This window comes from Enterococcus sp. BWB1-3 (assembly GCF_016745275.1).
GTDB lineage: Bacteria > Bacillota > Bacilli > Lactobacillales > Enterococcaceae > Enterococcus_L.
Genome location: NZ_JADOEP010000001.1, coordinates 119,701 through 143,449, shown reverse-complemented (window position 1 = coordinate 143,449; position 23,749 = coordinate 119,701). Strand labels below are relative to the sequence as shown.

General features: G+C 39.6%; 20 protein-coding genes. 11 read left to right on the top strand and 9 right to left on the bottom strand.

What is annotated here, in order from left to right:
* Positions 1-590: 590 nt before the first annotated feature.
* The 7 genes from IW492_RS00745 to IW492_RS00715 all read left to right on the top strand — a co-directional run bounded on the left by IW492_RS00745 (position 591) and on the right by IW492_RS00715 (position 7,202).
* Complete coding sequence (locus IW492_RS00745; RefSeq protein WP_202064167.1) at positions 591-812, top strand: hypothetical protein; 222 nt, start codon at positions 591-593, stop codon at positions 810-812.
* A gap of 1 nt (position 813) precedes the next feature.
* On the top strand, positions 814-2,169 hold the full coding sequence (locus IW492_RS00740; RefSeq protein ID WP_202064165.1) for a tripartite tricarboxylate transporter permease: 1,356 nt from the start codon (positions 814-816) through the stop codon (positions 2,167-2,169).
* 704 nt (positions 2,170-2,873) lie between these two features.
* The gene (gene mvk, locus IW492_RS00735) at positions 2,874-3,818 is read left to right on the top strand and encodes a mevalonate kinase (RefSeq protein WP_202064164.1); all 945 of its coding nucleotides are present in this window, start codon (positions 2,874-2,876) and stop codon (positions 3,816-3,818) included.
* Positions 3,815-4,816, top strand: coding sequence for a diphosphomevalonate decarboxylase (mvaD, locus tag IW492_RS00730; protein WP_202064160.1), 1,002 nt, complete (start codon positions 3,815-3,817; stop codon positions 4,814-4,816). Before mvk ends, mvaD begins: the two co-directional genes overlap by 4 nt.
* Complete coding sequence (locus tag IW492_RS00725) at positions 4,809-5,906, top strand: phosphomevalonate kinase (RefSeq protein ID WP_202064159.1); 1,098 nt, start codon at positions 4,809-4,811, stop codon at positions 5,904-5,906. The genes mvaD and IW492_RS00725 overlap by 8 nt, the downstream gene beginning before the upstream one ends.
* Positions 5,887-6,936: a type 2 isopentenyl-diphosphate Delta-isomerase gene (gene fni, locus IW492_RS00720; RefSeq protein WP_236671736.1), complete on the top strand. Its 1,050-nt coding sequence runs from the start codon at positions 5,887-5,889 to the stop codon at positions 6,934-6,936. The genes IW492_RS00725 and fni overlap by 20 nt, the downstream gene beginning before the upstream one ends.
* A gap of 71 nt (positions 6,937-7,007) precedes the next feature.
* Positions 7,008-7,202 carry a hypothetical protein gene (locus tag IW492_RS00715; protein WP_236671735.1) on the top strand — a complete coding sequence of 65 codons (195 nt, stop codon included), beginning with the start codon at positions 7,008-7,010 and terminating at the stop codon, positions 7,200-7,202.
* Between the two features lie 142 nt (positions 7,203-7,344).
* Here the strand turns inward: IW492_RS00715 and IW492_RS00710 are convergent, their stop codons facing one another.
* Positions 7,345-7,887 carry a GNAT family N-acetyltransferase gene (locus tag IW492_RS00710; RefSeq protein ID WP_202064157.1) on the bottom strand — a complete coding sequence of 181 codons (543 nt, stop codon included), beginning with the start codon at positions 7,885-7,887 and terminating at the stop codon, positions 7,345-7,347.
* Positions 7,888-7,990: 103 nt separating this feature from the next.
* Positions 7,991-9,166, bottom strand: coding sequence for an RtcB family protein (locus tag IW492_RS00705; protein WP_202064156.1), 1,176 nt, complete (start codon positions 9,164-9,166; stop codon positions 7,991-7,993).
* 921 nt (positions 9,167-10,087) lie between these two features.
* Here IW492_RS00705 and IW492_RS00700 point away from each other — a divergent pair.
* Positions 10,088-10,756 carry a CPBP family intramembrane glutamic endopeptidase gene (locus IW492_RS00700; protein WP_202064154.1) on the top strand — a complete coding sequence of 223 codons (669 nt, stop codon included), beginning with the start codon at positions 10,088-10,090 and terminating at the stop codon, positions 10,754-10,756.
* A 56-nt stretch (positions 10,757-10,812) separates the two neighbouring features.
* Here the strand turns inward: IW492_RS00700 and IW492_RS00695 are convergent, their stop codons facing one another.
* From IW492_RS00695 to IW492_RS00665, 7 genes are all read right to left on the bottom strand, one after another.
* Positions 10,813-11,103, bottom strand: coding sequence for a hypothetical protein (locus tag IW492_RS00695; RefSeq protein WP_202064153.1), 291 nt, complete (start codon positions 11,101-11,103; stop codon positions 10,813-10,815).
* A 674-nt stretch (positions 11,104-11,777) separates the two neighbouring features.
* Entirely contained in the window at positions 11,778-14,375 is a 2,598-nt protein-coding gene (adhE, locus tag IW492_RS00690) for a bifunctional acetaldehyde-CoA/alcohol dehydrogenase (RefSeq protein ID WP_202064152.1), read from the bottom strand.
* Positions 14,376-14,898: 523 nt separating this feature from the next.
* Positions 14,899-15,156 (bottom strand): GNAT family N-acetyltransferase, encoded by a 258-nt coding sequence (locus tag IW492_RS00685; protein WP_202064442.1) that lies wholly within the window; start codon positions 15,154-15,156, stop codon positions 14,899-14,901.
* A 337-nt stretch (positions 15,157-15,493) separates the two neighbouring features.
* Positions 15,494-15,781 (bottom strand): post-transcriptional regulator, encoded by a 288-nt coding sequence (locus tag IW492_RS00680; RefSeq protein ID WP_202064440.1) that lies wholly within the window; start codon positions 15,779-15,781, stop codon positions 15,494-15,496.
* Positions 15,782-15,981: 200 nt separating this feature from the next.
* Entirely contained in the window at positions 15,982-16,389 is a 408-nt protein-coding gene (gene yajC, locus IW492_RS00675) for a preprotein translocase subunit YajC (protein WP_202064151.1), read from the bottom strand.
* A gap of 59 nt (positions 16,390-16,448) precedes the next feature.
* Positions 16,449-17,594 (bottom strand): tRNA guanosine(34) transglycosylase Tgt, encoded by a 1,146-nt coding sequence (tgt, locus tag IW492_RS00670; protein WP_202064144.1) that lies wholly within the window; start codon positions 17,592-17,594, stop codon positions 16,449-16,451.
* Positions 17,595-18,479: 885 nt separating this feature from the next.
* Positions 18,480-19,577, bottom strand: a complete 1,098-nt coding sequence (locus tag IW492_RS00665) for an iron-containing alcohol dehydrogenase family protein (RefSeq protein ID WP_202064143.1) — start codon at positions 19,575-19,577, stop codon at positions 18,480-18,482.
* Positions 19,578-19,753: 176 nt separating this feature from the next.
* Here IW492_RS00665 and IW492_RS00660 point away from each other — a divergent pair, with 176 nt between their 5' ends.
* The 3 genes from IW492_RS00660 to IW492_RS00650 all read left to right on the top strand — a co-directional run bounded on the left by IW492_RS00660 (position 19,754) and on the right by IW492_RS00650 (position 23,646).
* Positions 19,754-21,217, top strand: a complete 1,464-nt coding sequence (locus tag IW492_RS00660; RefSeq protein ID WP_202064141.1) for an ABC transporter substrate-binding protein/permease — start codon at positions 19,754-19,756, stop codon at positions 21,215-21,217.
* The gene (locus IW492_RS00655) at positions 21,210-21,932 is read left to right on the top strand and encodes an amino acid ABC transporter ATP-binding protein (RefSeq protein WP_202064139.1); all 723 of its coding nucleotides are present in this window, start codon (positions 21,210-21,212) and stop codon (positions 21,930-21,932) included. Before IW492_RS00660 ends, IW492_RS00655 begins: the two co-directional genes overlap by 8 nt.
* Before the next feature lie 562 nt (positions 21,933-22,494).
* The gene (locus IW492_RS00650; protein ID WP_202064138.1) at positions 22,495-23,646 is read left to right on the top strand and encodes a pyridoxal phosphate-dependent aminotransferase; all 1,152 of its coding nucleotides are present in this window, start codon (positions 22,495-22,497) and stop codon (positions 23,644-23,646) included.
* Positions 23,647-23,749 lie beyond the last annotated feature (103 nt).

Below are 23,749 nucleotides of genomic sequence, written 5' to 3'. Positions count from 1 at the left end.
AAACTGGTGAGGGTTAACTTGTGAAAATATTAGAATCGCAGGCGAGTCTTTCCGTCTGCTTTTTATTTGGGATAAAAGAGTCCGGGACAGGAGGGCTCAGCTTCGAACACTAAGCAGATATCATGCAGCATCTACTCTGACAAGTCAATCATAGTGCTTTATGACAACAAGAAGGAATAACGAAAATAACAAAAAAGCTTGCGGGAACATACCGCTATATTTTGAATAATCGCAGACCTCTCTGCATATGGCCTAGGCTATGACGAGTGTTCAACGAGGAAACATCTATTTTTTTACAAAATAGTGATTCTCAACAATTTCGGCTTATTATCGAAGAAGTTGTCTCTGCAGTTACTCGAGACATACAAAGACTGCTCCTACGGTTATTCATTGCAGTCTTTATGTGTACCGAATAACCACAGATACAAAAGAACCTTTTGCTTCTGTCCCGCCATTTATTCAGATTTCCGAATGATATTAGTTATGTTGCAACCCCCAGTTCCTGCATTGAAGATCAGGTACTTTTGTTTTTTGAGCAGGTTCATTTGATTCTAACCGGATGACTTTACAAATCGAAAGGAGAAATAATCGTGAAAAAAGAATTTATAGAGGTTTGGGGAGATTTGGTCGCAATTAAAGACCTGATCATTTCAATTATTATTTGTAGTGGATTTACAATGGGTGCCTATTTTATCGCTCCTTCTTCCGATCAGACAAAGCAGTTGTTTTTCGGACTTGGCGGTGCAGTAGCCGGATTTCTTATCTCAACGCTCTTAATTAAACCAAAACGTACTGTACAGGAGGAGAAATAAAATGGATTTTTCTTTACTTCTGCAGATGCTGCTGGCAATTTTCGGTGCTATTATCCTCTATACATTTATCGGCTTTGTACCCGGTACAGATGAAACTTCTGTTTTAATGCCTGTTACGCTTGCCATTGTACTTGCAGGTGTCAAACCTATTGTCGTGCTTACATTTTTCATTTCAGCCATTATTACATTAAATTTGATGAATGCTATTCCCACGGCTTTGGTTGGGTTGCCCGGCGGTGTCATGTCCACTCCAATGATTGAACATGCACTGTTTCTGAAAGAAAAAGGTATGGCCGCTGCAAGTATTAAAAAAATGGCGACCGGCTCTGTTATTGGAACAGCTGTTGCTATTCCTGTCAGCCTGCTGCTGGCAAATATCCTTGCTCCGTTCTCAGAAACAGTAAAAGATTATGCCTCTCTGCTGTTTGTTGTCGGTGCAGTTTTCCTTGCACTGATTGGCAAAAACAAAATATTTGCATTGATCAGTATTATTCCTTTGGCATTACTGTTTCAAGGCCTTCGTTACTTATACTGGGGAATCGGAGCCGTACCACAGGAAAAAACAGTGACTACATCTTTCTTTTTAGGTATTACCATTGGTCCGCTGATTGTTTCTTTACTCGGATTACTGAACAAACAGAAGCGGGTTCAACTGCCGCGTCATGATAAAAAAGATATTTTTATCAAAAAAGCAGATGAAAATAGCGCATTAATGCATCCTTTAAAAACAATTACCAAAAAAGAAGCTGGAACCAGTGCTGTCGTTTCTTTACTGTCAAATTTCCTCTTTTTCCTGAGTCCAGTTGGACTGACTATTCTATTTGGCGAAATCACAGCCAACAGAGAAAAGGATCCAGTAAAAAGAGCAAGCATGGCAATTACATCAATGAGTGCACTGTCCCATGCAACCTATCTTTCCGGAGTGATTATTCCCCTGATTGCTTTAGGGATTCCATTGTCTCCTGTTGCAGTTGGACCGGCAAATGCATTGTTTAATGCACCTCCTGTCTTCACTCTGGATAATAATATCCACCATCTGCTATCAAAAAATGAATTTATTTTTGCTATTATACTGGCATCTGTGATTGCTTCAGTTGCTACCTATTTAATTGCGATGAAATATGCACAGCAGATGACAGCTTTTGTTTTGAAGAAAATACCACATGAAGCAATTTTAGGCTTGTTTGTTGCCTTTATCTTTTTATTAGCCTACATGGATGCAGGTTTTATCAATGTATTCGGCGTTCTGCTTGTGGGAATTGTCTGCGGCACGTTGAATAATATGGGGGTCAATTACGGAGTACAGTTCATGATCTTATATGCGGCTCCATGGATCACTGCACATCTGCTTTTCTAGGCACACAGAACAGTAAATACCATTAAACAATACGGATTGAATAAATGAAATAAACTATCTATGGCGTATCTGAAAATTATTGAGGTATCCGAATTACCAACGCTTCTCAAAATAGACACATTTGTATCGAGAAGCAAACGAGGTAAGACTCGTGATACAAGGATTTTCTACTGATGTAGGAACATCTAATGAAATTGCCAGTCTCACTAAGATAAATAAACTAGTGAGATGGTAGGCAATACTCTGATAGAGATACATGGGTTAAAATTTAGATCTTTATCAGGAGTTTGCTCCTATGCTTCTTCAAATGCTCGTCACATGTCTCAGGAACATACAGGACATGCTATATGCGCAGCCTCGATAAATATCCTTGAAGATGCTCACTCATCTAGGAGCATTAACAGGATGCTAGGCAATGCTCTGATTGAAATAACTAGGCAACCATTTGTGTTCACCACTAAGAGATTGCTAGTATGCGAAGCTTTTATAGGGATAAATTTGTTAGAATTCATTCCGTTATAAAGATATAACTGTATGCATATACCAACACGAAGAATGCGGGAACACTCTTTCTTTTAATAAAATCAACTCCTATCTATTTTTTGAAGACGTTCGCCACTAGAGTTCTCAGATACGTCCTGATATTAATTCATTCAGCTATTTCTGTACTTTATTCACTACTATGCTTAAAGGAAGTTAAATAAATGAAAACAATTAAACAAGGAATTGGCAAGGCTGCTGGGAAAATCATCTTAATCGGTGAACACTCAGTGGTCTATGGGGAACCGGCTATTGCTTTCCCTTTCCCCGCTGCTCATGTAACTACGACCGCTGTCCCTTCTGATACGATGACTATTGACTGCAGCTATTATTCAGGACCGATTTCCCTCATCCCCGCCACATTAAAAAATATTCGGGAAGCGATAACTCAAACACTGAATGTCTTGAAAAAAAAGGAATTTTTTTCTTTTACAATCACCAGTACCATCCCTCCTGAAAGAGGAATGGGCTCCAGTGCTGCAGTAGCCGTTTCTGTCATACGCAGCATCTTTGATTATTATGGTTACACTTATACGCTGGAAGAACTGACTGAGCTGATTAATCATTCCGAAAAAATTGCCCATGGCAATCCAAGCGGAATCGATGGGGCGGCTGTAAGCGGATCTCAGCCTCTATTTTTTATCAAAGGCCAACCTTTACAGACCTTTCCGATGAATCTGAAAAACACCTTTCTGATTGTTGCAGATACTGGAATCAAAGGACAGACAAGAGCAGCTGTTCAGGATGTTGCTCATCTATTCGAATTAAACAATAAGGAGACCAGTACTCACATTCAGAAGCTCGGAGAGCTCACCTTAGAAAGCCGCAATGCTATCCTGGAAGAAAACAGTCAACTTCTGGGACAGACAATGGATCAGGCACAAAAAATTTTATCTGAGCTGACAGTCAGCCATCCAGCAATTGACCGGCTGATACAGGCAGCAAAAATACAAGGAGCTTTGGGTGCCAAGCTAACCGGGGGAGGACGCGGAGGCTGTGTCATCGCATTGGCAGATTCACAGGAAACTGCTGAAAAGATTGCATCATCGTTTAAAGAAAATGGTGCTGTCACAACTTGGATTCAATCATTGGAGGATGAACAGGCATGAAAGTCGGAAAAGCAAGAGCTTATACCAATATCGCTTTAATTAAGTACTGGGGAAAGAAAGATGACCAGCTGATTTTACCGATGAATAGCAGTCTTTCATTGACATTAGATACTTTCTATACTGAAACAACTGTTTCCTTTGATTCTGCACTCCTAAAAGATCAGTTTTATCTCAACGATCAGCTGCAGAATGAAAAGCAGACTGAAAAAATCAGCCGCTTTTTAGATATTGTACGAAAGAACAATCAAACAGATTTATTCGCTCATGTCAAAAGTCATAATTTCGTTCCAACTGCTGCCGGTTTGGCCTCATCAGCCAGCGGACTGGCGGCTTTGGCGGGTGCCTGCAGTGCTGCCCTTAATTTAGATTTATCACCTAAAGAGTTGTCCATCCTTGCCAGACGGGGTTCAGGTTCTGCCTGCCGCAGTATTTTTGGCGGCTTTGCCGAATGGAAACAAGGAGACTCAGATAGTACGTCCTATGCTGAACAAATTCCGGCTGATTCATGGGAAAATGATCTGTCCATGCTTTTCGTACTTGTCAATGATGCACAAAAAGATATTTCAAGCAGAGATGGGATGAAGCGAACAGTTGAAACCTCCGTTTTCTATGAGGGGTGGCTGAAAGCTGCAGCTGATGATTTGTCTGCTGCAAAACAGGCGATTAAAAATAAAGATTTTATTTCTCTTGGAAAAACAGCAGAAGCCAATGCCTTACGGATGCATGCAACAACACTGGGGGCTACCCCTCCATTTACTTACTGGTCACCAGATTCTTTAAAAGTTATGAACTTAGTAAGAAGAGCCCGCACTGAAGGTATACCCTGCTATTTCACGATGGATGCCGGTCCAAATGTAAAAATCCTCGTACAAAGAAAAGATCGCGAGCAGCTGTTTCAGTTTTTTTCCGAGTACTTTGATAAAAAACAACTGATACTGGCTGATTCCGGTCCAGGCTTAAAGATACTATCTTCAGAAAGGTCGTTGTCGCATGATTGAAATTTCAGCTCCGGGAAAATTGTTTATCTCGGGTGAATATGCAGTTGTTGAGCCCGGGCATCCGGCAGTTATTGTTGCTATCGACCAGTTTGTCACAATTACTCTTGACGAGGCAGAAGGAAACGGCAGTATTCAGTCAGAACAGTACCGCTCCATACCAATCCGCTGGACAAGAAAAGAAAATGAACTGGTATTGGATACAAGAGACAATCCTTTTCATTATATTCTCGCTGCTATTCGCTTGACAGAAAAGTTCGCACAGGAAGAAAATATGAAGCTTTCTTTTTACCACTTGAAAGTTACCAGTGAATTGGATAATGCCAATGGACGCAAATACGGGCTGGGTTCCAGCGGAGCAGTGACTGTAGCTACAGTTAAGGTGTTGAATCAGTTCTATCACTTAAATTTGGATAACAAGCAAATTTTCAAGCTTTCTGCGCTTGCCCATTTATCTGTTCAGGGAAATGGCTCATGTGGAGATATTGCAGCCAGCTGTTATGGCGGCTGGATTGCCTTTTCCACCTTTGAGCGTAAATGGGTACAGCAGCAGCTCGAATCCGTCTCTTTACGCGAGCTGCTGACAAAAGACTGGCCCAGTCTGATGATCGAACCATTACCTGTACCGGAAAACTTACGACTTCTGATTGGTTGGACAGGAAGTCCCGCATCTACTTCTGACTTGGTGGATCAGGTCCATCAGTCAAAAGGAGACAAAGAATTATCCTATCATTCTTTTTTAGATAAGAGTAAAGAATGTGTAAAAAAAATGATTCAGGGATTTAAACGCCATGATCTGACTGCCATTCAAAGCGCATTAAGAGAAAACAGACAGTTGCTACAACAGCTAACCTCTCTTACCGGTGTTATTATTGAAACACCTGCTCTTAAAAGGCTCTGTGATTTGGCAGAAACATTTGGTGGTGCTGCTAAATCCTCCGGTGCAGGCGGAGGTGATTGCGGCATCGTATTATTTAAACAAAATTCTGGTATTCTGCCGTTAATTAATGCCTGGGAAACACAGGGAATTACTCCGCTGCCGCTGCATGTCTATTTTTATGGAGGAGAAGAATATGAAAAATCGAAAAGATGAGCATTTATCGTTGGCAAAAGCTTTTCATAAAGAAAGGGAAAATGATTTTGATCATCTGCGGTTTATTCATCATTCTTTTCCTGAAACAAGTACTGAAAAAATTGATATTTCCACTTCTTTTTGTCAGATGACTTTTCCCCAGCCGTTTTATATCAATGCGATGACCGGCGGAAGTGAACGGGCTAAGAAAATTAACCAGCAGCTGGGAATAATTGCCAGAGAAACCGGTGTACTGGTTGCAACAGGATCTGTGAGCGCAGCACTTAAAGACGCTGCTTTAGCAGATACCTATACCGTTATTCGGGAAGAAAATCCGCTGGGAAAAATTTTTGCCAATATTGGTGCCGGAACTTCTTTAGAAGATGCTGAGCGGGCCATTGATCTGTTTGGTGCTGATGGTCTGCAGGTTCATGTCAATGCACCGCAGGAACTGGTTATGTCAGAGGGCGATCGACAGTTTGCCGGTTGGCTGGAAACTATCCAGGAAATTACAGCTTCGATAAATGTGCCGGTGATTGTTAAAGAGGTTGGTTTTGGAATGAGCAGTGAAACATTGGAACAGCTGCTTGCTGCTGGAGTCAAGACAGTAGATGTCAGCGGTCAGGGCGGAACCAGTTTCACTCAAATTGAAAATGCACGCAGAAAAAAACAAGAGCTGACTTTTCTAAATGACTGGGGTCAGTCCACTATCATTTCACTGCTGGAATCTGGTAATTTTCAAAAGGAGCTGACTATTCTCGCATCCGGAGGTGTAAGGAATTCTCTAGATGTTGTTAAAGCGTTAAGCTTGGGAGCAAAAAGTGTCGGTATTTCCGGCACGATCCTCAAGCATTTACTATCTGACGGTGTAGATGCAACCATTGACCTGATTCAACAATGGGAAGCTGAAATAAGAATGCTTTACACGCTTCTTGGTAAAAATAATACATCAGCACTTGCAACTGCTGACATCATCTTCGATCGTTCCATCATTGACTGGTGTGAAAGTCGAGGTATTCCCTATCAGCATTTTGCTCAACGAAGCTCTTAAAACAAATGAAAAGCAAAACGACCTTCAGATGCTGGAACAATGGCGAACATCTGAAGGTCGTTTCTCTATTAATGAAAACAATTATCTTGTCTGTCTCACTATTCGTTGTTTCTATTTTTATTACACAGAATACCAGAAATATACTAACCAACCAGCTTACACAAACCATTCACGTAACAAAGGAAAACTATGTTCAAATAGGGAAATATTCGGTGACCTTCTTTTTTGATCATTTTACATGCGGATATGCTAGTCTGTATGACTGATGTTTGCTCTATAATAAAAGAAGGAGACCTGACATTAGTATGTCCCAGCCTCCTAAAGTCGAACAAACAGTGCTCCAGTCTTTGTATATCCCTGTGGCTACTCGGTACATAAAAGATTGCTACGAGTAACCACAGAAGCAGCTCAGCTGCCTCTCATATTGTTCAATACTTCATCCCAGCTGCTGCCGACAGTTAAAAAGCCATATCTTTCATAGATTTCCTTCGCTCTGTGATTTTCTGGTATGACAACTAGATACAACTCTTTGTACACATCTGAAACTACCATTGTCTCCACTACCTTATCCAGCATTTTCACAGCCAGCCCTTCTCCCTGACGATCCGGGTCAACAGCCAGATAAATTAGCAGCGGAATTTCTCTGAACAGTGAAACAATTGCAGTTCCCAAGACTTGGTCTGACTCAGTATCTTTAGAAATAAAAGAATATGTTCTGAGAAGCTCACCGTATTTTCCCTTAAAGCTTTCTGAAACTTCTTTTTCCCAATCCGACAAACTCTCGCCTCGATCATCCGGTGTATTTTTAAAAGAACGCCATAGCTGGCGGCTTAACTGCTGTATTTGTTCTTTATTGACATCCTTTAAGGAAACCATTTCATTCCCTTTACTATATTTATCCTGATCTGCAATTACCAATCTCTTTTTCATAATAATTTTCGTCTGTTCCATTTCTTCCCTCTTTCCAATGGGCTATATCTTCAATCACTAATGCAGCTTCCAGCTCGCAATCTTTGAATTTTCAGCTGCCAATTAGAAACACAATGATTGATGCTCATCCTTTGAAATTGTACAACGGCTGAATAATTTCCTGTACATTGACAGCAGGCTGGATATCCTCAAGCAGCTGCTTTACTGATTTATAAGCTTTTGGGGCCTCGTCAATTGTCTTTTTTGATACAGAGGTCGTCCAGATATTTTTCATGACATGCTGATAGCTTTCCAAGCTGATTTTTTGTTTTGCCTCTGAACGACTCATTTGTCTTCCCGCTCCATGAGGACCCGAAAAATTCCATTCTGGATTTCCTTTGCCTGTTCCGATAATACTGCCGTCTTTCATATTCAAAGGAATAACTAGCTGTTCACCTTTTTGCGCTGAAACAGCTCCTTTACGAAGAATGCCATGTTCTAAATCCACATAGTTATGCGGACAGTCAAAGTCTTTAATCACAGACTTTTTCCACTTCATTCCTTTTAAAATGATTTCACCCATCAACCTGCGATTTTCAGCTGCATACGCCTGAGCAATTTTCATATCCGATAGATAATGGTCCATTGTTCGTCCAGTTAAATAGGACAATTCATACGGTATTTTTACAGTCTCTCTTTCAACTCTCAGTGCTTCTGCTTTACTTAAATCACCAAATCCCTGTGCCTTTTTCATTTCCAGCTTCAATTCTTTTCTCACTTGTGACAGCTGTTGGAAAGCAACCTCCTGATGGTGTTCAGCGATTTCCTTTCCAAGTATGCGGCTGCCGCTGTGAATAACTAAATAGCAGCCGTCTTTGCCTTCATTGACTTCAATGAAATGATTTCCACCGCCAAGCGTACCCAAGCTCCTCAAAGCCCAGCCTTTATGAATAGGCGCATGAACTTCGCCAAGCTCGAACGAACAAATTGGTTGAGAATGAGTTTTATGTCCACTGGGAATTTTAGATCGAATAATTCGATCCAGTTTATCAAAATTTAATTTGCAGTTCTTTTTAAGCTTCACAACATAAAGCCCGCAGCCGATATCCACACCGACTAAATTCGGAACAATTTTATCACCTATTTCAATAGTTGTACCAATTACACAGCCTGTTCCGCTATGAGTATCGGGCATAATTCGGATTTTGCTTCCTTTCGTAAACGGCTGATTGCACAGCCCTATAATCTGACCAATCGTCCCTTCACTGACCTGATCTGTATAAATTGTTGCTTCATTATATTTTCCTTGTATTGTTAACATTCTGATTCCTCATTTTCTTTAATTTTCCAGGAACGCAAAATGTTTTACGTTCCCGTTATTTAGTTATTCTGAATTCTTTCTTTTTTCCGCTCACTGGCAACACCTCCGCTATTTATTAATCCTTACTGAAACGCACCAAAAAACCGCCTATCAAAGAAATGAATGGCGGTTTATCTATCTGAAAACAGACAAATCTATACTGTTAACAAAGAACGCATAAGATGATTCTTACACACATTCATAGCAACATCAACCACACAACCATTCTTCAATTCAATAATAACACGAGTCAAATTCATCATTATGCTCTCTCCTTTCATTTATTTGTCTGATATCATTTCCAGTAAAACAGATGATGATCAAAAAGCAGCTTCTTTTTGATCACTATTTCGTTCATCGTATCATGTAAGCGCCTGCTATGTCAATAACAATTTAAAGACAAACATAAATGGCTGTGGAAGCTGTATAAGCAGCCTATTTTCTTCCTGCTCCAAAGATTCACAGCTCATTCTTCGGGAATTCACTACAAAAAAATAATATTCTACTCACAGTTTCCAATCTATTTTAATTTATTTTTTCCCCTCTTCTTTAAATATTAACTTGATAAGTACTGTTTGTTTTTGCTAAACTTAGATATTGGTTTCAATTAGGCAACTCAAAAGAATCTATGAAAAACTAACCAATTAAATAACTGGTACTCTTGACAGATAGCCTTCACCCTTGAGCATTCCAGCAATAAAAAGTACCGCAAAGAAACACACCAGAATTGCAGCTCCATGCGGCTCAGTGTAAAACGTTTACTTCACCACCTAGTTACAAAGAGAGGGAACCACTATCAGGTTATGAATCCTCGTATATCAAGAATTTGGAGGTTTTAGGTAAATATATTTTGAGTTGCCTTCAATTATTTAGGAGGAAAAAATGAAATTTTTAAGGAATAGTTTAATCGTTTTTGGGCTTTTTATTTTAAGCCAGCTTGGAACAACTGCTTTTGGCATAATCAAAGGCTTTACCCTTATAGGAGGACAGACTTCTCTCTCTCCGATGAATATTTTTATTACAATTATTATCACCGTTGCCACCATTGTGATCACAATGCAGTTGGCAAAAAAGCTGGGATTGTGCAACTTTAAATGGGATTGGCTGACTAAAAGAAATATAGGATTTATTCTGTTGTGCTATATAGCAGGAAGAGTGGTAGTTATTGGAGGTACCTTCCTTGGAGAAATCCTTTACGGACAGAAAACAACAGCGAATGATGAATTAATTGGCAAAATTTTTTCTGGAGAAAGTCCGATTCTTCTTTTCATGTTAATTGCTGTAGCTGCACCGATTATGGAAGAGATCGTATTTCGCGGCGGGATTATGGGCTTAATGTTTAAAGAGCATCCATTTATTGGACTGGCTGTAAGTTCAATCATCTTTGGACTAATGCATTCAGCAACTACACTTATTGAATTTATGATTTATGCATTGCTGGGCTTTATCATGGCTTATGCATACAAAAAAACAGAACGACTTGAGGTGGCTATCGCCGTCCATTTTGTCAATAATGCCATTGCAGCAATTGCATTGTTTAATCTGTTTTAGGACGTGTCTGAAAACATGAGTGACGAATATTTCCGCTATTTTTCTGGAACTCGTCGTCAGAAATTCTCGCCTATGCACCACATAACCTGCGCTTTCTTTCTAGATTTCCACCAAAAATTTCTGGAAAATTCAGATTTCACTATACTTTCCAGACACACCCTAGTAAACGAATCGATAATTAGAAAAACATGCAGAAGGACAGCGGAAAAAATCCGCTGTCCTTCTGCATTCCAGTATCTGTTTACCTTATAAACCAGGTCATACAGATAAAAATTCTGTGTTTCCCAATAGAAGTCATCCAACCAAATCAGTTTCACTAAAGCTGCACCTTTGTAACGTTGCTTCATCTTACATTCTGCTGTATGAGAAACTTAAGTAAAGAATCACTGGCATAATAACCTCCACAGATACCAGCCAGAATAATCCAAGCGTCTCAATCTTTTTCAAATTTCTTCAATTGTTCATCTTGATTACTAAAAAATATCAGCAGTTAAAAACATGAAATATTCTAGTGCACTAACCAAATTTTAAATTACAATAGAAGATAGTTTATAAATGATGTTCAATGATAGAAAGTATTAACCTGTATGCTTCAATGACAAGAACAAACAGCTTTAAACCTGTATTAAAGGCTTGCTTCTACGCTTCTTCGAATGCTCGGCGCATGTCTTATGGGTCATGTAAGAACTTGCTTCTACGCTTCTTCGAATGCTCGGCGCATGTCTTATGGGTCATGTAAGAACTTGCTTCTACATTTCTTCGAATGCTCGGCGTATGTCTTATGGTCATCTAAAAACTTGCTTCTGCACTTCTTTGAATGCTCGGCGCATGTCTTATGGTCAGGTGAGAACTTGCTTCTACATTTCTTCGGATGCTCGTCTCATGTCAAGTAGTCTCATGGCTGTACATTCCTTGGATTAAAATCATAATTTACTTTTAATTTGGTCAATACACCAGTCAATGTTAACATAAAAAAAACCCGCCCAGAGATTTCTCTCCGAACAGGTCCGTATATTAGTTTTTATGCATTGTATGCATCAATGATGATTTGTTTCAGTTCACTGATTAATGGTTCTTTAGGATTGGCAGTTGTACATTGATCTTCATAAGCCAGTTCAGCCATACGATCTACTGTAGAATCCAATGTTTCCTGAGTTACACCTTGTGCCTTCAGGCTCATGTCGATTCCTACTGCTTTACCCAGGTCAGCAACAGCATTTACTAGTGCGTCAACCAATTCTGCAGTGTTCTTACCTTTCAGACCCAGGAATTTCGCAATGTCAGCGTAATCTGTGTCTGCACGGAAGTAGTCATATTTAGGGAACATAGCATGTTTTGAAGGATCTTTGGCATTATAACGGATAATATGAGGCAATAGAATTGCGTTCGTACGTCCGTGAGGAATACCGTATTCTCCACCAATTTTGTGTGCTACTGAGTGACAAATTCCCAGGAATGCGTTTGCGAATGCCATACCAGCCATTGTAGAAGCGTTATGCATTTTTTCACGAGATTCCATATCAGGAGTGTTCACTGATTTTTCTAAATAGTCGAAGACTAATTTAATTGCCTGCAGGCTCAATCCACGAGTGTAATCTGATGCCATAACAGACACATAAGATTCGATCGCGTGTGTCAATACATCCATACCAGTATCTGCTGTTACTGATGCAGGAACTGACATAACAAATTGAGGGTCAATGATTGCTACATCCGGTGTCAAAGCGTAATCAGCTAATGGATACTTCACATGCGTATCGCTGTCAGTGATAACGGCAAATGGTGTTACTTCTGAACCAGTACCTGAAGTTGTAGGGATACATACAAACTGAGTTTTCTCAGGCTTGTCGATCTTGTACGTACGTTTACGGATATCCAGGAATTTTTGTTTTGCACCGAAGAATGAAGTATCTGGGTGTTCATAGAACATCCACATTCCTTTCGCCGCATCCATTGCAGATCCCCCACCTAAAGCGATGATTGTATCTGGCTTGAAGTCAGCCATAACTTTTGTTCCGGCATAAACCGTATTTGTAGATGGGTTAGGTTCCACATCAGAGAATACTTCAATTTTCACATCGTTTTTACGCTTTTGTAATTCTTTACGAACGGTATCAGCATAACCGAATTGAACCATCCCCGGGTCACAAACGATCATAACACGTTCAACATTTTCCATTTTTTGCAGGTACTGTAATGAGTTCTTTTCAAAGAAAATTTTTGGTGGTAATTTAAACCATTGCATATTATTTCTCCGTTTCGCCACAGTTTTGATATTGATCAAATTGATTGCAGATACATTCTTAGAAACTGAGTTTTTACCGTAAGAACCACAACCTAATGTCAATGAAGGAATCATTTCGTTGTAGATATTACCGATACCACCTTCAGCAGATGGAGAGTTAACCAATACACGGCAAGCTTTCATACGGATACCGAATTTGATTTGCAGATCTTCATCTTCAGTATGGATAACTGCTGTATGTCCCAGTCCACCTAATTCAAGCATTGCTTCACAAAGATCAAACGCATGAGCTGAATCTTTTGCTTTCATCATTGCCAATACAGGAGAAAGTTTTTCACGTGACAACGGATATTCAGGTCCGGCACCTTCAAGTTCTGCAACTAGAATTTTTGTTCCGGCAGGTACTTTGATACCAGCTAATTTTGCGATGTGTTCAGCAGAATATCCTACAATTGCAGGGTTTACTGCGTATTTGCCTTCGTTCATTACAGCGTCTTCAAGTTTTTGTAATTCATTTGGTTTAACAAAGTATACTTGATGCGCTTCGAATTCCGCTTTAACTGCTGCATATACATCTTTATCTACGATAACTGCTTGCTCAGAAGCACAAATCATACCATTATCGAAAGCTTTTGAAACGATCAGATCGTTTACTGCACGTTTGATTTTTGCAGATTTTTCAATATATGCTGGCACATTACCGGCACCAACACCTAAAGCTGGTTTACCAGTTGAGTAGGCTGATTTAACCATTCCAGGACCACCAGTTGCCAATACAATTGCAACACCAGGGTGATTCATCAACATAGATGTTGCATCAATTGATGGTTGTTCGATCCATTGTACACAGTTTTCAGGCGCACCTGCTGCAATCGCTGCATCACGAACGATACGAGCTGCTTCAGCTGAACATTTTTGAGCGCTTGGATGGAAGGCAAAGATAATTGGGTTTGCTGTTTTCAAAGCGATCATTGCTTTAAAGATAGTTGTTGATGTTGGGTTAGTCGTTGGAGTAACTCCACAAACAACTCCGACTGGTCCGGCAATTTCAATTAAACCTGTTTGCTCATCATTACTGATTACGCCAACTGTTTTATTGTGCTTAATGCTGTTCCAGATATATTCTGAAGCATACATGTTTTTGATTGCTTTATCTTCTACGATACCACGACCTGTTTCTTCAACAGCCATTTTAGCTAAAGGCATATGCTGATCTAAAGCAGCCATTGCCATTTCATGAACGATATGGTCAATTTTTTCCTGATCGAAGCTCTCCATTTCTTTTAAAGCTACATTCCCTTTTGCAGCAAGCTCGTCGATCATCGCTTGAACGTCAGTTACCGGAGCTTCCTCTTTTTTCTTTGTCTTTGCCATTGTAATCCTCCTAAAATAATTTATCATTAAGTTTCTTGTTAACTATTTCACATTCATATCATACAACATTCTTTTTCTCTTGTAAACAGTTTTTTGTGATTTTTTTCACAGTTTCAAAAAAATTATTTATCTAAATGTTTTCGCAACAAAAGAATTATAATAATAAGGACAAACGAGCGTAGGCCAGAAATAAAATTCCAAACTCTCTTCGTATCTACCCCCGAATAAACGGCGGTATAAAAGCAAAAATTCTTTTTGTGACGAGTAACCGCAGGAGCAACCCCTTCGGAATTAAGCCTAACGATCCTGAAAATATGAGAAACTCCAGGTAAGTATCAATTCACAGCTATTCATTCTATGAATAGTGTTCCTTGACAATTTTCGGATATTCCTTCTTAATTCTCGGAACTGATCGTTTTTGTCCCACCCACATCTTATAAGTAAGTTGTCTATTTTTATTTTTTAATAAAGTTTATTTTCCGATTGCTCAATATTCCACAATAAAGGCATATTATTGCGTAATTCATGTTCTTTTATAATACATGACTTCTGATTCAGGCATCGTTTCTTCAAAATCAAACTGACAATATAAACATTTGGCTTGACCATCTGCAATCAGGCTGACATATGCTTCGTCAGGAATCTCTGAATCAATATGACACTTCAGTTCTGCCATAATCTGTTTTACCAGAGCTTTTCCCTGATACTCAGGGTCAACAGCAATGTTCACTACCTGATAGACAGTCCCTCCATCCCCGATAATTCGTCCCGTACCAACCAGTTTTTTTCATCCTGCCACAGAGTAACACAGCAATAACTGTTTTGTAATGCCTTACTGATATATTATGGATTTCTTGGAGATAGTCCTGCTTTTGTACGCTGTTGCTGAAAGTCCTCTGGAGACGACAGCTGCAGCGTTTATTTAATTAAATTTGTCATTTTTATTTTCCTCTCTAAAAAAAACGATCAGACAGTCCTCTCACCGCCTGATCGTATATATTCTTTTTCTTATATCTATTGCTGAATAAACAGTCCTATGTTCCAATAGCAGCTGCTTTCTGCTCAACTGGAGAACAGCCAACCAATAAATAAAATTCCAATCCAACTCATCCGTTTGACTATAAAAGATCTTGAATATCTTTCCAGTCGTTAAAACGAAAGGGACTGGTTTGTGCCATCAGCTGCTGATAATCAAAAAAATCATTTGGCTGAATATGTAAAATGTCACTTTTGCATTCTTTAATTGATAATTTCGCCTTGTCCTTCCAGCGATATGCAATCAAATAATTAAGCAGCTGCGCTTCATCCACAGCATTGTACCCATCTTCATGAAAGGAGCGGCATTTCATTTTTATTTCTTTAGACAAAAGCACCTTTTGATGCCAGGATAACTTTTCTATCTTAATCCCCTCCCAAAAACTTCCAGTGAAAAAAAGAGCTCGAGACAGAAGAGGTCGTTATAGAGCCCCTTCTGTCTCGTCACCTATTCGGCTTTTAAGAGGATAGAGCAGCCGATATGACTGTTCATCCCCTCCTGTCTTCTCATTCACACTCATTCCAAGCATACAAAACTGCTTGAAAACGAACTTGCCCCTTTATGCAACGACTATTCTTTTGTTTCCTCTTGCTCTTCAGTACTATCATCCGTATCAATATCTGTAATCGTTTCTTCTTTCTCCAAAACAACTGCAGCCGGTTCTTCCATTTGTTCAATTGGTTCCGAAGTTGAAGTAGTATTTGGTTTCACTGTTCGAATAGCGCTATGATCAAACTCTAAAATAATTCCTTCACAGTCAATAAAAACTGTTTTATTCACAGAATCAATCTCAGAAACAACACCATGCAAACGACCGATTGTAACTACTTTATCGCCAACTTTCATGTTATTCAAAAGTATCTGATGTTCCTTCTGCTGTTTTTGAGAACGAGTCATAAAGAACATCATTCCACCTAAGACGACTAATGTCAAAATCATAGTAAATCCGTTGCCCATTATTTTCACCTCACTGTTCATATAATCACTCTTAACTGTAACAAATAATACAAGATAACACTAGCATTTTACTACAATTCTTAGAAACTTTTCGCATTTTCCTTATTGAAACCATACTCTTCAAAAAAGACTTGTCTGAATTCCAGAAGCTGATCATCCATAATCGCCTGACGGACCTGCTTCATCAAGTTCAACAGGAAGTACAGATTATGATAAGAAGTCAGTCGAATACCGAATGTTTCATCGCACTTGATTAGATGACGTATATAAGCACGTGTATAATTTTTACAGGTATAACAGTCGCACTTTTCATCCAGAGGACGGAAATCTCTTGCATACTGCGCATTTTTGACAACTAGTCTTCCCTGAGATGTCATGCAGGTGCCATTACGGGCAATTCGTGTAGGCAGAACACAGTCAAACATATCGATTCCGCGAATAACACCGTCAACCAATGAATCCGCCGTACCAACTCCCATGAGATAACGAGGTTTGTTTTCCGGAATCAGCGGAGTGGTAAACTCAAGAACTCGATTCATTTCCTCTTTCGGTTCGCCTACAGAAAGACCGCCAATGGAATAGCCCGGAAAATCCATGCTGATTAAGTCTTTAGCACTTTGACGACGAAGATCTTCAAAGCCAGCTCCCTGAATAATGCCAAACAATCCCTGACGATCGGGATTTTTATGAGCCTTCAGTCCTCGTTCCGCCCAACGACTGGTGCGCTCAATTGAATCTTTCACATAATTATAGCTTTCATCAAAAGGAGGACATTCATCAAAGCTCATCATAATATCCGAGCCAAGCTTGTTTTGAATATCAATTGCTTTTTCCGGTGACAAAAACATAGGAGAACCATTTAAGTGATTCTTAAAGTGAACCCCTTCTTCAGAAATATTCCGCATATCACTCAGTGAGAACACCTGAAATCCGCCTGAATCAGTCAGAATCGGCTGATCCCAGTTCATAAATTTATGCAGTCCGCCTGCTTCTTCCACTAAATCTTCTCCTGGTCGAAGCCATAAATGGTATGTATTGCTGAGAATTACCCCTGCACCCATTTCTTTCAATTCTTCCGGCGCCATTGTTTTAACTGTTGCCAAGGTACCTACAGGCATGAACATAGGTGTCGGGAATGTACCGTGCGGAGTGATTAATTCTCCCAGACGTGCACCTGTATGTTTTTCTTTTTTTATTAACCGATAACGAACGGCTGGTTCAGTCATTCATTTCCCTGCTTTCTATATCAAAATTCATCCTTCCCCATCATACTGTTTTTCCATTCTCATTGCAAGATTTCTAAGGATTCCTTTATTTATTTAAGGTATCTTTTATGAAAGAAGCCAGGACAAACACTCATGAGGGCTATCGCCCACACCAAACAGAATGAAAATAAAAAACGATCGACCTACACGCTATTTCCTGTCATACTAAAGAGGACAGAAGAGCTTGTAGATCGATCGCTTATTGAGGTTCTTCTCCAAGTTAACCTTGAGGGACAAGCTAGATCGTTCTACTTATTTGCCCCTGCGGTTACTCGTCGCATGAAAAGATCTGTACCAATCATTAGGTCACAGAACCTGCGTATAAAAATAAATTATTTCTATAAATAGAATAGCTCCTTCTGTACATTTTTTCAAGGGAAACCCAATCGAATACAGGCATTTTTCTTTCGGATAAGAAGGAATACCGGACACAAAAAAACAGTCATAGCAACTGTACATTTGATGGTACGAATTATTATATCGGATGTTTTCCGATGCATCCCGTTACCAAGAACTTGGAGAAAGAGAGTTACAAGAGAAAAAGACTACTCTAACACTTACAGGTGTCAAAGTGATCTAAACCAAATCTGGCTAACTACGAATGAAGTAGGAGGTAGCCTTTTTTGTTTTTTGAGGTGTTTAATTTTCGTATAAGAAGTGCTCAGCTTCAAGCAATAAAAAAGAATTCACTAAAATTGCTTCACAAATTTTTGGTGAATTTCTTTTTATTGTCAGAGAAGTTACTTCTGTCCTGCCATTTATCTAAATTTTTATATACTGTAGTTTGTTTGGTATTGCTGCTTCAGATTTCTTCATCTTCTTTTTTTATTCAATATCCGCTGTCTTTTATGCAGAATTTTTTTCTGCCATAAATACTTCAAGTGCCTGCATTGCCTGATAAACGACCTCCGGAGTAATTGTTTCCTTCATATAATGAATTGTTTCATGAGGAGCAGCTGCCCGCTCAGCGACAGCTTTATACTCAGCATCAGAAAGTGAAAACCCCAATTCTTTCAGAGATGCCGGCAAATTCATTGAACGGTAAAACGACAGTAATTCTTCAATTTCATTCCATTTATCTTCAATTACCAATTGTACAAAAACACCATAAGCCACTTTATTGCCATGCAGCTGATGATGGCTGTCAGGTAAAAGTGTGAGCGCGTCATGAATAGAATGTGCACCTGCAGTTCGTCCATAGTCATCACCAAATCCGCCAACCATACCGCCGAGCAGAATATTCGTTTCAATCACATTTAAAAATGACTGATTCAGTTTTCCAGTCTTCATCGCTGCAATCGCCTGCTCACTGTCCCTCAGAAGTATCTCCCTGCATTGTCTCGCAGCAAACGAGGCAACGCCAATTTCAATCGGCTGAACCGTCAGCTGTGAAATCATTGTATCAGCTTCATACCACTTTGCCAGTGTATCGCCGATTCCCGCCACCATCAGGTTAACAGGTGAATGAAGGATAACGGAGGGTTCAATTAAAATCAGCGAATTGCTCACTGGATAAACATCATACCGATCCATTTCTCCATCCTCTTTATACACAACACTTAGTGGTGTATACGCAGCACAAGTAGCCGCTAAAGTAGGCAAAATAATGATTGGAATTCCTAACTGGTATGCTGCTGCTTTTCCCAGATCAGAAACTGTTCCGCCTCCGACTGCAACAATTCCAGACATTCTCTCTTCCTTAGCATATACAGCTGCTTTTGCGATTTCTTTATCCGTACACCTGCCGCCATATGCCATAAACTTACTGTATATATTCTCAAATTCTGGAAAAAACGGCTTTGCCGCTTGCCATGAATTCTTTCCATGCAAAATCAAAACCCGCTTTAAATTTCTTCTCTGCAAATGGTCTTCCAATCCATTCCATGCTCCTTCACGGCACTCATATTCCTGAGGTGCACCTCTAACAATTAATGACTGTTCCATCTATTTGTTACTCCTTAAACTATTTTTATTCAACCTTTTTTCTGAGGTGTAATTTCCTCTTTTCCTTTAATACAAACTATGATATGATAAAAAACATCTGAAAACAATAAATTTTTATACATTTACACCGATTATTAAGAATATTTATTGAATAGTTTATCAAAGGAGTTCAGTTTATGAAAACTTGGAAAAAATTTTTTACCCTTATTCTGCCTGTACTGATAGTCGTTCTATCATTACTTCCAATTAAGACAGCTTTTGCAGAAGAAACTGATGCAGTTTATGACAAAATCATGGATAGAGGAGAATTAATTGTCGGTTTATCTGCCGACTATGCTCCTTATGAGTTCCATGCTAATGTAGATGGAAAGGATACAATTGTTGGTTTTGATGTTGCAATCGCACAGAAAATCGCAGATGATCTTGGTGTAGATCTGAAAATTGAAGAGCTGGGATTCGACGCCTTGCTCGGTGCACTGAAAACCGGCAAAATTGATTTAATCATCTCCGGTATGGCTCCCACAGTTGAACGACTGAAAGAAGTAGACTTCTCAACGGCCTATATGAATGTGCAACAACGAGTGATTGTTAGAAAAGAAGACCAGAACACCTTTAAAACAACAGACGACTTTGAAGGAATAAAAGTCGGTGTTCAAAAACAAAGTACTCAGGAGGAACTGGCAAAAAACGAGCTGACTGGTTCCATCCCAACTTCGCTTCAAAAGGTTCCGGATATCATTATGAACTTGAAAAATAAAAAGGTCGATGCAGTTATTCTGGAAGGACCTGTTGCTGAAGCGTATGTTGATCGTAATGACGACCTGGTGTTTGCGGATGTAGAATTCGTGGAAGGCGAAAAGCAAACAGCTATTGCAATGGCTAAAAACACTCCTATTCTAAAAGAAAGAGTAAATGCTTCTATTCAAACCATCAAGGATAATAATTTACTGGACGGCTACAAAAAGGATGCCGCAGCTTTAATGTTTGAAGATAATGAAAACTTTATTCAAAAATATGGCAGGTTTTATCTGAACGGTGCCGGCTATACAATCTTTCTTGCCTTTATCGGTGTGCTTTTCGGTGGTATCCTTGGCGGGATTCTGGCATTGATGAAACTGTCTAAATCAAAAATCCTGCGAGCTCTGGCTATTATTTATATTGAATATGTCAGAGGAACACCCTTACTGGTTCAAATTTTTATTGTTTACTTCGGAACCGGCGTTTTGGGACTGGATTTATCTAAGCTGGCAGCCGGATGTATTGCACTTTCACTGAACAGCGGTGCATATGTTGCTGAAATTGTACGTGCCGGAATCAATGCGGTAAACAAAGGTCAGCTGGAAGCTGCACGTTCACTGGGAATGACTCAGCCCCAGGCAATGCGCTACATTATTCTGCCTCAGGCAATCAAAAATATTCTTCCTGCACTGGGAAATGAATTTGTTACAGTAATCAAAGAATCATCGGTTGTTTCTGTCATCGGTGTATCCGAGCTGATTTTCCAAGCAGGAAATGTTCAAGGTGCAAGCTTCAAGCCGTTCCTGCCATATCTGGTTGTATCACTAATTTACTTTGTATTGACATTTACCATTTCCCGTCTGTTGGGTGTGGCTGAAAGGAGAATGAGTACGAGTGATTAAGATTGAAAATCTGCATAAATCTTTTGATAAAAATGAAGTATTAAAAGGAATTGATTTAACAGTAAATGCCGGTGAAGTGGTGGTAATTATCGGTCCTTCCGGCAGTGGTAAAAGTACATTCCTTCGCTGTCTGAATTTATTGGAGCAGCCGACTGACGGAAAAATTGAATTTGAAGGTAAAAATCTGTTGGATAAAGGAACAGATATCGACGCACTTCGTCAAAAAATGGGCATGGTTTTCCAAAGCTTTAACTTGTTTCCGCATAAAACCGTTCTGGAAAATCTGACAATCAGCCCGATTAAAGTGAAAAAGGAATCTCCCGAGCAGGCAAACACCAAAGCCCTTGCTCTTCTGGAGCAGGTTGGATTGAAGGAGAAAAAGGACAGCTATCCTTCCAGTTTATCTGGTGGACAGCAGCAGCGTGTAGCAATTGCCCGTGCTCTTGCAATGAATCCCGATGTCATGTTGTTTGATGAACCTACTTCTGCCTTAGACCCTGAAATGGTTGGAGAAGTACTATCCGTAATGAAAGCTCTGGCTGTTAAGGGAATGACTATGGTGGTTGTCACACATGAGATGGGCTTCGCCAGAGAAGTAGCTGACCGTGTCATCTTCATGGATGCAGGCGTCATTCAAGAGGAAGGAACGCCGGAAGAAATCTTCGGTAATCCAAAAAATTCACGTACACAAGACTTTTTACGTAAAGTGTTATAAAATAGACAGCGTCTGGCTGACTAATAATCACTTAAGTATATTGGAAACCTAAAATTATGTGTTTGATTTTCAGAGGGACTGTGACATAAGTATGTCTGAGATCCCTAAAACTGAATAAACGGTGTTCCATTCTTTGTATGATTCGAGCATTCGAAGAAGCGTAGAAGCAAAGCCCCTCCATGCTTCGAGGATCGGAACGAAGTGAGAACCGTAGATGCAGAAAAACGGATACAGCGTAATGTTTTGTCTCGAGAATCGTTAGACTCGTAGAGACAGCAGTTCTGGAAATAAGTCGAACTATACTAAAAATATGAGTAGCTCCAGGGAGGTATCAATTCACAGCTAGTCATTTTATGACTAGTGTTCCTTGACAATTTTCGTATAGTCCGACTTATTGACATAAATCACTACGATTGACTCGTCAGAGTAGATAATGCATGTTACCTACCTGGTTCTTGAGACAGAACACTTCTGTCTCAACCTCCTTTTTCTATACATATGAAGAATAAGAATCGGCAGCTTGCTTTTGATTATTTAATTAACTGAGAAAGAGTGATGGAAAATGGATATTTCAAAGATCGCTATACGACATCAGCAACCAGTAGAAAATATTTTAATGGATATCGCCACTTTGGCAAAACAAACACCTGATTTAATTGACCTTTCTTTAGGCGATCCTGACTTGATTACAGACGAACGAATCATTGATGCAGCATTTACTGATGCCAAAGCCGGTCATACAAAATATACGGCTTCTGGAGGCAGCAGCGCATTTATTGATGCTGTGGCTGCGTTCTATAAAAAGCAGTACAATTTATCGTTTCTTCCCTCACAGGTTCGTGCCACAGTAGGCGCCTTGCATGGAATGTATTTGACTCTGCAGGTAATACTTGATCCGGGAGATGAAGTGATTATTCATGAACCGTATTTTTCACCGTACAGAGATCAGGTTGTTTTTGCCGGTGGTATCCCGGTTTTTGTTCCTACTTATGAAGAAGACCAGTTTCAATTGAATATTGAACTTTTAAAACAGGCAATTACAGACAAGACAAAAGCGATTATTATCAATTCGCCAAATAATCCGACCGGAGCAGTTTTTTCAACAGAAATATTTAAAGCTATTGCAGATTTAGCCATTAAACATGATTTTTATATCCTTTCTGATGAAGTGTATGAAGCATTCTGTTTTTATGATGAGTTTACCCCGATGGCAGCCTTTGCACCGGAGCATACAATTACATTCAGCAGCTTCTCAAAGGCATTTGCAATGACTGGCTGGCGAATCGGCTATATGATTGCACCGGATTACATTAATGCTGCGGCTAAACTAATTAATGAAAGTGTAACTTATTCCGCTCCTACCCTTTCCCAGCAAGCGGGAATTTATGCATTGAAACACTCAGAAACACTTATCCCTGAAGTTGTCTCTGTCTTCAAGGAACGACTTGAGTACATTCAAAAAAGAGTTGCTGAAATTGATTTCCTTTCCATGCTTCCAGTAAAAGGAACCATGTATGCATTTATCAATATTGAAAAAACCAGCTTAAACTCTATTGCTTTTGCAGAAAAGGTGTTAAAGGAAACAAAAGTATTGGTCATTCCCGGGAAAGCATTTGGAGAGACGACTGGTGACAGTCACGTGCGCTTAGCGGCAACACAGGATCTTGAAGAGCTGAAAGAAGCCTTTGACCGAATGGAAAAATTATCTTTTTGAAAAATACATTAACCACCCATTTACTAAATGATATTACAACTGGAAAGCCTTTCCCGCTTCATTAATTTGGCATTGACGTTTAACTGTTCTGCCGCGTTGATTA

Coding starts and splice junctions, on each gene's coding strand:
- IW492_RS00740 (WP_202064165.1), top strand. CDS start 814: ATGGATTTTTCTTTACTTCTGCAGATGCTGCTGGCAATTTTCGGTGCT.
- mvk (WP_202064164.1), top strand. CDS start 2,874: ATGAAAACAATTAAACAAGGAATTGGCAAGGCTGCTGGGAAAATCATC.
- mvaD (WP_202064160.1), top strand. CDS start 3,815: ATGAAAGTCGGAAAAGCAAGAGCTTATACCAATATCGCTTTAATTAAG.
- IW492_RS00725 (WP_202064159.1), top strand. CDS start 4,809: ATGATTGAAATTTCAGCTCCGGGAAAATTGTTTATCTCGGGTGAATAT.
- fni (WP_236671736.1), top strand. CDS start 5,887: ATGAAAAATCGAAAAGATGAGCATTTATCGTTGGCAAAAGCTTTTCAT.
- IW492_RS00715 (WP_236671735.1), top strand. CDS start 7,008: ATGAAAACAATTATCTTGTCTGTCTCACTATTCGTTGTTTCTATTTTT.
- IW492_RS00710 (WP_202064157.1), bottom strand. CDS start 7,887: ATGGAACAGACGAAAATTATTATGAAAAAGAGATTGGTAATTGCAGAT.
- IW492_RS00705 (WP_202064156.1), bottom strand. CDS start 9,166: ATGTTAACAATACAAGGAAAATATAATGAAGCAACAATTTATACAGAT.
- IW492_RS00700 (WP_202064154.1), top strand. CDS start 10,088: ATGAAATTTTTAAGGAATAGTTTAATCGTTTTTGGGCTTTTTATTTTA.
- IW492_RS00695 (WP_202064153.1), bottom strand. CDS start 11,103: ATGAAGCAACGTTACAAAGGTGCAGCTTTAGTGAAACTGATTTGGTTG.
- adhE (WP_202064152.1), bottom strand. CDS start 14,375: ATGGCAAAGACAAAGAAAAAAGAGGAAGCTCCGGTAACTGACGTTCAA.
- yajC (WP_202064151.1), bottom strand. CDS start 16,389: ATGAACAGTGAGGTGAAAATAATGGGCAACGGATTTACTATGATTTTG.
- tgt (WP_202064144.1), bottom strand. CDS start 17,594: ATGACTGAACCAGCCGTTCGTTATCGGTTAATAAAAAAAGAAAAACAT.
- IW492_RS00665 (WP_202064143.1), bottom strand. CDS start 19,577: ATGGAACAGTCATTAATTGTTAGAGGTGCACCTCAGGAATATGAGTGC.
- IW492_RS00660 (WP_202064141.1), top strand. CDS start 19,754: ATGAAAACTTGGAAAAAATTTTTTACCCTTATTCTGCCTGTACTGATA.
- IW492_RS00650 (WP_202064138.1), top strand. CDS start 22,495: ATGGATATTTCAAAGATCGCTATACGACATCAGCAACCAGTAGAAAAT.